General features: G+C 51.2%; 4 protein-coding genes. 1 reads left to right on the top strand and 3 read right to left on the bottom strand.

Annotated elements, in window-relative coordinates:
• Positions 1–50: 50 nt before the first annotated feature.
• The 3 genes from BM025_RS18775 to BM025_RS18765 form a co-directional block, all read right to left on the bottom strand.
• Positions 51–422: a hypothetical protein gene (locus BM025_RS18775; protein WP_139204620.1), complete on the bottom strand. Its 372-nt coding sequence runs from the start codon at positions 420–422 to the stop codon at positions 51–53.
• Positions 423–692: 270 nt separating this feature from the next.
• Positions 693–1,166, bottom strand: a complete 474-nt coding sequence (locus BM025_RS18770) for a hypothetical protein (protein ID WP_085849226.1) — start codon at positions 1,164–1,166, stop codon at positions 693–695.
• Between the two features lie 105 nt (positions 1,167–1,271).
• The gene (locus BM025_RS18765; protein WP_090875510.1) at positions 1,272–1,517 is read right to left on the bottom strand and encodes a hypothetical protein; all 246 of its coding nucleotides are present in this window, start codon (positions 1,515–1,517) and stop codon (positions 1,272–1,274) included.
• On the opposite strand from BM025_RS18765, the gene BM025_RS18760 reads away from it, so the two are divergent.
• Positions 1,516–1,872 (top strand): helix-turn-helix domain-containing protein, encoded by a 357-nt coding sequence (locus BM025_RS18760; RefSeq protein WP_085849227.1) that lies wholly within the window; start codon positions 1,516–1,518, stop codon positions 1,870–1,872. The genes BM025_RS18765 and BM025_RS18760 overlap by 2 nt on opposite strands.
• Positions 1,873–2,603 lie beyond the last annotated feature (731 nt).

The raw sequence follows: 2,603 nt of genomic DNA, 5'->3' as shown, positions 1-2,603 counted from the left end.
GGCAAAGGGCCGTGCCATCACCATGCGCTCAAGGTCTGGGCCAGACAGGCTCATGGCGTCACCGCCTGAGTATCCTCGACCTGCGCCAGCCGCTCTAATTCGCCTTCGGGAAACAGCATGGCGCAGGCGTCTTTCAGATCGCCAAGCTCGCGCATCATGCCAGCTGAGACCTCAAGCCGCGCATCAAGTACAACAAAGCCGCTAAAGCCCGCCAAAACAAAGCTGGCGCTGCTGGCCTGCACAAATCGCACCACTCCGGTGCCGTAAATCAGTGCCCCACGCCGTGCGGCATCTGCTGGGGTCAGCGCCGTGCAGCGATCGCGCGCCACCCGCTCATCTGGGGCGCGCGGCACGATAAACGCAACCTGCCGCCCCCGCCGCGCCACCCGCGCGCATGTTTTGAGTTGCTCTTCAAATGTCATGCCAAAGCCTTTCTGACCCGCGCGAGGACTGTAAAAACGAGCGCGCGCTTCGCCCACAAAGCGCGCGCCCTATTTCGGCCTCAAGGGGGAGGAGACGGCCGAAATTCCGAACCTGTGAATAAAAGAGGCCGAGAGCACGAAGCCCCCGACCTGTTGCACACACAACGGTATGCAAAGTTGCGCGATTAGGGACGTGCCGCGCGAGCAGTCGCACACACATCCCATCAATCGCGTAGGAACCCGTTGTGAAAATATTGAAAATGAGGCCCGTCATCGCGAGCCCTCGGCCGTCTGGCGCAGAGCAGCGCGGAAACTCACCGCCACCGCAATCAGCTCATCCAACTCGACCAGCTGTTCGCCAGCTTCTTTGGCGGTGTACCCCTTCGGATCAATCGACGATTTGGAATGCGCCTCCGCATCCTTGGTCAATACGTCCGAGAATTCTTTGGCGATGCGGTACACATCCGATGCGGTCACGCCATCCAGATCGACGGGCTGGAACACCCCACCTGCCAGCGTCGCAAAATGCTGCGCTATCGGGACTGCAGCGCGCGGCTCAATTCGACCCAAGCCATCAAGGTAGTTCACGCCGATGCCTCCGGGGCGATGCTCGCTGCGCTCAGTGCCATAGGATAAGGTTGAGACGCCGATCCCGAGATCAGTCGACGCGTTTTCCAATCCGCCAACCGCGCCATAAGCTTCGCGCACCGCATTCTGGATGCTGCCGGGTCTAGTGTAGCGCATGTGAGAACTCCTTTGGGCATTTCGCAAGACGGACCGCATGCTGCGTGGCAATTTGGGGGTAAGTGAAAGGTGGGAAATTAAGGGCGCGAAATGCAATATCAAACATCACGCAGCTCCATTATCTGATTGGTCATGCTGTGCTGCCCTATGAACACCATAAGGCTCGCGCATATTGAAAAGAGTTGGAGGGCAATCCACTTCATCTCCAGCCAAAGCCTGAACAGCAAGGAACCAAGATGATGGAAAATGTCCGCGCACGACTGCATTACTCACAGCAGTCACCCCCACACCGAGAGTATCTGATATTTTCTTGCGCCCTATGGCGTCCGCTAATTTGTAAGCTGTGATCATGCACAACACATATCCACTTATTGTGGATCAAATCAATACCACAATTGGTGGTTTGCCAAAAAATTCACAATTTGTGAATTTCAAAGCTATGTCAGACACAAACGCACAGCCACAATATTCGGAAATTGGCCGCCGATTAGCAGCTATTCGGCAGGCCGAATCTCAGATGTCCCAAAAAGAATGGGCAGAGAAACATTCTTTTGGCGTCACCCAATACAACAATTGGGAAAAGGGAGTTCGTAGAATTGCCGTTGATGAAGCTGAACGGCTTTGTAACCTCTACGGCTTATCGCTCGATTTTATATATCGTGGCAACATTTCTGGAGTTTCAGACAAAATTAAAAACCTGCTCTGATCACAACGCCCCATATGCTTCACTACATGATCTAAAGGGACTTTTAGCTGGCCTGCGATCTCAATCATTCGATCAAGCCTAAGATCTACCTCTTTCATTAATCGTCCCTCAAATCACCTTAACTCAATCAGAACAAATTGAGAACATAACACCAAAGAGTCAAGTAGGGGCGTAAAATCCATCAGGTTGAAAGAACCTCATCTTCCTCACGCCACAAAGAACTAGACAACTAAAACAGACAAATAAAATCAATTTTAACTAAGAAAAATATTATGACGATGCGTGTAGCGCTGTAGAGCGCAAAATGTTTGATGGCATCCACCACTGCTTGTCTTTTCTGTTTTGCTTTATCGATTACGCAGCAAAAGGTTCAATTGGCAGGACTTTGATTATCTTCATTATTGCCAATGGATTTTTCATTTTGCACCTGCACTGCAATCATTCAATCGCACCAGGAAGATCAAGGATGGAGCGGAATTAACAACGACTAGGCGGAAAGGCATATTCAAGAAAAAACCCTGCCTTATGCGGGGTTTTTCTTTGCCTTTTTGAAATTTGGATTCCCTCACGACAAACAATAATCCACATTATGTGAATTTAATGCTTGATAAATCCACCAATGGTGGACAGTATCCTCCCCATCACCCGCCGAAGACGCCACAGGCAGATCGCGGAATTTCATGATGGAGAGACCCATGTCCCGCATTCAACACACAGACTTTTCACTCAAA

It is taken from the genome of Pacificibacter marinus (assembly GCF_900109555.1).
Classification (GTDB): Bacteria; Pseudomonadota; Alphaproteobacteria; order Rhodobacterales; family Rhodobacteraceae; genus Celeribacter; species Celeribacter marinus_C.
This window is presented reverse-complemented; position numbering and strand designations above follow the sequence as displayed.

Bases quoted from the DNA above. Each gene is read 5' to 3' on its own strand.
- BM025_RS18765 (WP_090875510.1), bottom strand. From the start codon at position 1,517: ATGATCACAGCTTACAAATTAGCGGACGCCATAGGGCGCAAGAAAATA.
- BM025_RS18770 (WP_085849226.1), bottom strand. From the start codon at position 1,166: ATGCGCTACACTAGACCCGGCAGCATCCAGAATGCGGTGCGCGAAGCT.
- BM025_RS18775 (WP_139204620.1), bottom strand. From the start codon at position 422: ATGACATTTGAAGAGCAACTCAAAACATGCGCGCGGGTGGCGCGGCGG.
- BM025_RS18760 (WP_085849227.1), top strand. From the start codon at position 1,516: ATGCACAACACATATCCACTTATTGTGGATCAAATCAATACCACAATT.